Source organism: Dyella sp. KRB-257, assembly GCF_049445995.1.
GTDB lineage: Bacteria > Pseudomonadota > Gammaproteobacteria > Xanthomonadales > Rhodanobacteraceae > Dyella_A.
Window position 1 is genome coordinate 1 of the sequence record NZ_JBMSDZ010000042.1, and the last position, 5970, is coordinate 5970.

8 protein-coding genes and 1 tRNA gene are annotated in these 5970 nt (G+C 68.2%); 3 read left to right on the forward strand and 6 right to left on the reverse strand.

The window, feature by feature from the left end; translation table 11 throughout:
- Window positions 1–309 precede the first annotated feature (309 nt).
- From ACO2Q2_RS17155 to ACO2Q2_RS17180, 6 genes are all read right to left on the reverse strand, one after another.
- A complete protein-coding gene (locus tag ACO2Q2_RS17155; protein ID WP_423257468.1) occupies window positions 310–1179 on the reverse strand; it encodes a beta-lactamase induction protein in 870 nt (289 codons plus the stop codon).
- Between the two features lie 43 nt (window positions 1180–1222).
- The gene (nudC, locus tag ACO2Q2_RS17160) at window positions 1223–2188 is read right to left on the reverse strand and encodes an NAD(+) diphosphatase (protein WP_423257469.1); all 966 of its coding nucleotides are present in this window, start codon (window positions 2186–2188) and stop codon (window positions 1223–1225) included.
- 16 nt (window positions 2189–2204) lie between these two features.
- Window positions 2205–2573 (reverse strand): iron-sulfur cluster insertion protein ErpA, encoded by a 369-nt coding sequence (erpA, locus tag ACO2Q2_RS17165; protein ID WP_423257470.1) that lies wholly within the window; start codon window positions 2571–2573, stop codon window positions 2205–2207.
- A 48-nt stretch (window positions 2574–2621) separates the two neighbouring features.
- Window positions 2622–3077: a bactofilin family protein gene (locus ACO2Q2_RS17170; RefSeq protein ID WP_423257471.1), complete on the reverse strand. Its 456-nt coding sequence runs from the start codon at window positions 3075–3077 to the stop codon at window positions 2622–2624.
- Window positions 3064–3819 carry a DUF6776 family protein gene (locus ACO2Q2_RS17175; RefSeq protein ID WP_423257472.1) on the reverse strand — a complete coding sequence of 252 codons (756 nt, stop codon included), beginning with the start codon at window positions 3817–3819 and terminating at the stop codon, window positions 3064–3066. The genes ACO2Q2_RS17170 and ACO2Q2_RS17175 overlap by 14 nt, the downstream gene beginning before the upstream one ends.
- 140 nt (window positions 3820–3959) lie before the next feature.
- Complete coding sequence (locus tag ACO2Q2_RS17180) at window positions 3960–4502, reverse strand: RNA pyrophosphohydrolase (RefSeq protein WP_423257473.1); 543 nt, start codon at window positions 4500–4502, stop codon at window positions 3960–3962.
- A gap of 178 nt (window positions 4503–4680) precedes the next feature.
- On the opposite strand from ACO2Q2_RS17180, the gene ACO2Q2_RS17185 reads away from it, so the two are divergent.
- The 3 genes from ACO2Q2_RS17185 (at window position 4681) to ACO2Q2_RS17195 (ending at window position 5721) form a co-directional block, all read left to right on the forward strand.
- Window positions 4681–4757, forward strand: a tRNA-Met gene (locus ACO2Q2_RS17185).
- Between the two features lie 56 nt (window positions 4758–4813).
- Window positions 4814–5176, forward strand: coding sequence for a 6-carboxytetrahydropterin synthase QueD (gene queD, locus ACO2Q2_RS17190; RefSeq protein WP_423257474.1), 363 nt, complete (start codon window positions 4814–4816; stop codon window positions 5174–5176).
- A gap of 152 nt (window positions 5177–5328) precedes the next feature.
- Complete coding sequence (locus ACO2Q2_RS17195) at window positions 5329–5721, forward strand: phasin family protein (RefSeq protein WP_423257475.1); 393 nt, start codon at window positions 5329–5331, stop codon at window positions 5719–5721.
- Window positions 5722–5970: the final 249 nt, after the last annotated feature.

The following is a 5970-nucleotide window of genomic DNA, read 5'->3' on the forward strand; positions in this document are numbered from 1 at the left end:
GCGTGGGCCGTAGAAATCTTTGGGCTGCGATTGTGCTCTCATCCATGGGCTGCGCCTCTCGTCGGGCTTGCATAGGGTGACTATGCGCACCCTCCGATAGACGCATCCCATGGCGATAGCCCCATCTCGCTATCCAAAGTTTCTACGGCCCACGCTCCTGGCCGGTTGCGGCCTGCGGGCTCGGAGACTGAGAAAAATTCGACCGCCGTAGCGAGAGCGCCGCCAAGCGTTCGTGACAAGGTGCGCTGGGCGCCGCCGGCACGGGCGTTTGGCGGCGGTCGCAGCAGGCGGGCGATTTTTCTCAGCCTCTCAGGCCAGCCAGCTACCCATCACCACCAGCGCGACCACGCTCATCCACGCCACCAGCGCACGCAGGAAGGCGCTGCGCATGCGCACCAGTTCCAGCAGCGGATCGCTGCGTTCTTCCACGTAGCCGTCGCCGGCCTCGATCTCCACGTCGATGTCGGCGCAGGCTGCATCGGCCAGGAAGCCGGGTTCGTCGCGATACCAGTGGCCGGCGCCGGCCTGCTGGCGCCAGCGCGTCCATGAGGCGATCACCGCGTCCCAGTGGCCGACCACGGCCAGGGTGAACACCAGCAGCTGCGCCGGCACCCAGTCCAGTGCGTTGGCGGCGTGCCGCGCGGCGTCGCGGCTGGCGCCGTCGAGCGGCAGCGATTCGTCGCGGCCCAGCGTCTGCACCAGCCGGTAGGCCAGCGCCCCGGCCGGACCGAGCACGAAGAACCACAGCAGCGCACCGAAGCGCCGGCGCAGCGCGGCATAGGCGATCGCCTCGCCCAGCGCGTGGGCGGTCCATGCCACACGCTTGCCGCCGTCGGCCAGCTGCTGGGCGGCGGACTCGCGGCCGGGGCGATCGGTGGCGGCGAGGATCGCTTCCAGGTCGGCCTCGAACACGCGCGGACCGAAACAGAACAGCAGCACCAGCACGTCGAGCGCGAGCAAGGCCAGATCACCCAGGAACGCGTGATGCAGCAGTGCGGCGAGCAGCAGGCACAGCACGGCTGGCACGCCGACGATCACCCCGATCCGCACCGCGCCGTGCAGGTCGCGCAGCGCGGCCGCCCAGCGGCGCTGCAGCCCATCGACATGCCAGCGGGCCAGTTGCGGCAGCAAGTGCAGCAGGCCGAGGGCGACCAGGGCTGCGAGCAGGCGGATGGCCATGCGGAAACTCCAGGGACGGGAGTGCGTATTGTAAGCGAGCGACTCAGCGTGCGCGGGCGATCAGGGCGTCCAGCGCCAGGCCGGCGCGTTCGTGCAGCCAGTGCGCGAGCAACTGATAGGACACCGACAGCTTCGGCGGCGCGGCGAAACTGCCGTCCGCCAGGCCGGCCTCGATCTGCGCGGGGGTGAACCAGCGCGCGTCCTCCAGCTCGCCGTCGCGCAGGCGGATCGCGCGGTCGTGCGCGGTGGCGGTGAAGCCGATCATCAGCGAGGCGGGCAGCGGCCACGGCTGCGAGGAGTGGTAATGCACTTCATCCACGCGCACCCCGGCTTCTTCGGCCACTTCGCGGCGCACGGCGTCCTCCAGCGATTCGCCCGGCTCCACGAAGCCGGCCAGCGTGGAATAGCGGCCGGCCGGCCAGCCGGCCTGGCGACCGAGCAGGCAGGCGTCGTCGTGCTCGACGATCACGATGACCGCCGCATCGGTGCGCGGGAAATGCAGCTTGCCGCAGTCGGCGTTGGTGCACCGGGCGCGGTGGCCCGAGGCGACCAGGGCCACGCGGGCGCCGCATCCGCTGCAGTGGCGCATCTCGCGCTGCCAGTGCGCCAGGCCCTTGGCATAGGCGAACAGCGCCGCTTCGTGGGCGTCCAGCAGCAGGCCGGCCTGGCGCAGGTGCATCCGGCGCGCGTCCAGCGCCTGTTCGAGCGCGGCGGCATCCGGCGCAGGCGATCCGGCCGCGTCCAGCCGCAGCAGGAAATAGGCGTGCCGGTCATCGGTGCCCAGCAACGTGGCGTCGGCATCCGGCAGCCAGCGGGCGCGCTCGCCGGGACCGAGCCAGCGCAGCGATTCGGCGTCGCGCTGGGCATAAGCCAGATCTTCGCCGTCCAGCACCAAGAAGCGCGCACCGACGTCGGCGGCGCGGGCATCGACCCACTCGCGTTCGTCGCGGCGTTCCGCGGCGCGGTCGAGGCGAAGACTGAGGCCGCTGAAGGTGTTCTGTCGCTGCACGCAGCGCGGGTCCGGCTCAGGTGGAGAAGGAGGAGCCGCAGCCGCAGGTGGTCTTGGCGTTCGGATTGCGGATCACGAACTGCGAGCCGGAAAGGTTCTCGGCGTAGTCGATCTCGGCGCCGCCGAGGTACTGCAGCGACAGCGGATCGACCAGCAGCGTAACGCCCTCGCGCTCCAGTGCCAGGTCGTCCTCGGCGCGCGTCTCGTCGAAGGTGAAGCCGTACTGGAAGCCCGAGCAGCCGCCGCCGGTGATGTACACGCGCAGCTTGAGCTCGGGATTGCCCTCTTCCTGGATCAGTTCATGCACCTTGCGCGCGGCCGCGTCGGTGAAGACGAGCGGCGCCTGCGCGCTGCGGTAATCGGGGAAGGCGACGATGGTTTCCATGACGGCTACATATGAGGTGGCGAATGCCCGACCTCAAGCATAGCGCGTTCAGGCCGACGCCGATTCCGCCATGTTGTCCGCCATGTTGTCCGCCGGCTGGCTGGCGAGCGCCTTTGGGCCGGCGAGCCCGCGGGGGGTTTCGGCGACCACGTGGACCATGCGCCCGTTCACCTGCGCGCCGGCGGCCATTTCCAGCACGCGGTAGTGCACATCGCCGGAAATGCACGCCTGTGCGGCCAGCTCGAGCCGCGCGTCGCTGAGCATGTTGCCGTCGATGCGGCCGTTGACGACGGCATGCGGCACGCGGACCTCGCCGATCACCTGGCCGTGCTCGCTCACGGTCAGCACCGCATCCTCCGCCTCGGCGATGACCGCACCTTCGATGCAGCCGTCCAGGTGCAGCGCCCCGGTGAAGTGCACGTCGCCGCGAAGGATGGTGCCGCGGGCGATCAGGCTGGTGTCATGGCTGGGCGACTCGCGCCCGGCGCGTTTACGGTTGAACATCGTTGTCCCCTTGGGCATGGGTGATGGTGCCGTTGAGCGCATCGCTCCAGGCGACCGTGCGATCGGCGGCGGTGCCGCTGTCCGGCGTGGTGTGGATACGCAACCGCGTGGGCCGGAAATCGACCGGCAGCACGAAGGTGGCGTGCAATTGCTGGAAATACTTGAAGGCAAACGGCAGGCCGTCCTTCTGCGCCGCGTCGCCCAGGGCGTCCCAGCCGAGTTGCTCCACCTTGTCGCCGCGCAGCCCTTCCACCGTCATGGTGGCCTTGCCGCTGACCTGGTCGCCGCGACGCACGTTCTGGGTGAGGCTGAGGGTGAGGTTCCATGCCCGCGACCGCGGCACCGGCTGCACGCGCACCTCCTGCACGCGCAGGCCCTGCCGCTGGCCGTCGCCGCCGACCAGGCGCGAATAGAATCCCAGGTCCGCCCGCAGGCCGCTGATCTGCTCCTCGCGCTCGGTCAGGGTGCCCTGCAGCGAGTGCATCGCCACCTCGTTGACCTGCAGCGAGCGCTGCAGCATGGCGAGTTGCTGCTTGAGCTGCTCGTTCTCCACCTGCAACTGCCTGAGCGCCGCGCGGTTGCCGCGCACCAGCGGCACCGGCGACTGCGGCAGCCACAGCGCGATGGCCGCCACCGCGACCAGGCTCAGCGGCCACGCCACGATCAGCCACAGCCGGTGGCGGCGACGACTGGCCATGTCCTGCGTCTGCACGACGAAGCGCGGTGGTGGACGAGGCGGCATCCGACCCTTCCGGACTAAAGAGGGAACGTATAGCCGCCGGGTGACGGGAGCGTCAAGGAACGCCGCGGGATTCTGCCAAGCGCACCTCAGGGCTGCGCGTGTCGCCGCAGGTTCATCGCGGTCTCATCCGGGACGCTGGCTCAGGCCGCCTCGCGCCCCTTGCCGGAGCCGCCGCTCGCGCGCGGCGGCGAGCCGATCTGCACACTGAGCAGCCCTTCCACCAGGGGCGCGAACTGGCGCAGCGCGCGTTCGTACACCTGGCGCTTGAAGTTCACCACGTGCGCCGCGGGGTACCAGAAGTCGACCCAGCGCCACAGGTCGAACTCGGGTTTCTCGCAGGCGTCGAGCTTCAGCGCCTGCTCGGCGCCGACCAGGCGCAGCAGGAACCACACCTGCTTCTGCCCGATGCAGGTCGGGTGCTGATGGTGACGGACATAGCGATGCGGCAACCGGTAACGCAGCCAGCCGCGGGTGGCGCCGATCACCTCGACGTGTTCGGGCGATAGGCCGGTTTCCTCGTGCAGCTCGCGGTACATGGCCTCCAGCGGCGTCTCGTCGCTGCGCATGCCGCCCTGCGGAAACTGCCATCCATCGCGGTTGACGCGACGCGCCCAGAACAGTCGACCATCGCCATTCAGCAGCACGATGCCCACGTTCGGGCGGTAGCCATCAACATCGATCATGTCGCCTCCTGGAGAAAGCCGGAGCCAGCCGCTGCACGGCATGCGGAGCCGGCGCATCCGTGGGCGATTCAACCATGGTGGCCAAACCGGCGGCAAGCCGAGACTTGAACCGCATACGCCCGGCCATTACACTGCCGCGCCCCGCTTGCCGGAACGGTCGGCGGCGGCGTCAGATCATGGCTATGTAGCTCAGCCGGTTAGAGCACAGCACTCATAATGCTGGGGTCGGTGGTTCGAGTCCACCCATAGCCACCAAAGTCCTGCCGACGTTTCCGCGCCCTGCGCGGGCCTACCTGATTCCGGCGAGACGCATGCACATCTTCAAGGTCTTCCAGCTCGAAGCAGCGCATCGTCTGCCCAACGTGCCACCCGGGCACAAGTGCGCGCGCCTGCATGGGCATTCGTTCCGCGTCGAGATCCACGTGCAGGGCGAGCCCGATCCGCAGCTGGGCTGGGTGATGGATTTCGCTGACGTCAAGGCGGCCTTTGCGCCGCTCCACGAACAGCTGGACCATCACTACCTCAACGATATCGAAGGGCTGGAGAATCCGACCAGCGAGATGCTCGCGCGCTGGATCTGGCAGCGCCTCGCGCCGCGCCTGGCGGGGCTGGACCGGGTGGTGGTGCATGAGACCTGCACCTCCGGCGCGGAGTGTTCGGCGCGCAGCTTTTGATGCGATGCACTGTGTGCCGGGCCTATGCCATCCAGCTGAAAAGCATGACTTTTTGTTAAACGGTTTGGCCTGACACAAAAAATATATTGCACTGCAACAAAGTTCTTGGTAAGGTAGCTCCACTACCAGCCACCCCATCGGGGGAGATCGCCATGAATCAGCAGTTCACCAATCACGCTTTTGCCTATGCCAAGCAGTTCGCCGACAGCGCCTTCAAGGCCCAGTCGCTGGCCCTGAAGGGTTTCGAGGCTGTTGCCGGCCTGCAGTTCAAGGCCCTTGAGAAGCAGGCCCAGGCTTCCGCCGACTTCCTCGCCGAGGCGATGGAGGCGCGTGATGTCGACGGCTTCCGCTCCCTGTGGGAGAAGGGTGCCAGCCTGAGCCGCGACAACGCCGAGCGCGCCGTTTCGGTCAGCCAGGAAATCTTCGCGGTGTCGCAGAAGACCGTCGAGTCGCTCGGCGCGATCCTGCAGGAACAGCAGCAGGCCGCCAACGAGGCCGTGACGGCCCCGGTGCAGGCGGCGTCGAAGAAGGCTGCTTCCAAGTAAGAGCCACGCCGGCGGGAACGCCAGCGATGCCAAGGGCCGGACATGCGTCCGGCCCTTTTCATGTGCGCCACGTACGTGGCGACCGCAGCCTTTCGCCGCAGGCGCTTGCCCGACTTCGATGCTGTCAACGCCATTTAGAAATGTCCCCACCCTGTGCCAGTTAAACATGTCCCCTTTGGCGTCACCGGGAAGGCCGGTCAAGTTGGAGCATGGCGCCAGGGATGGTTGCCGGCGGGTTTTCTGACGTTG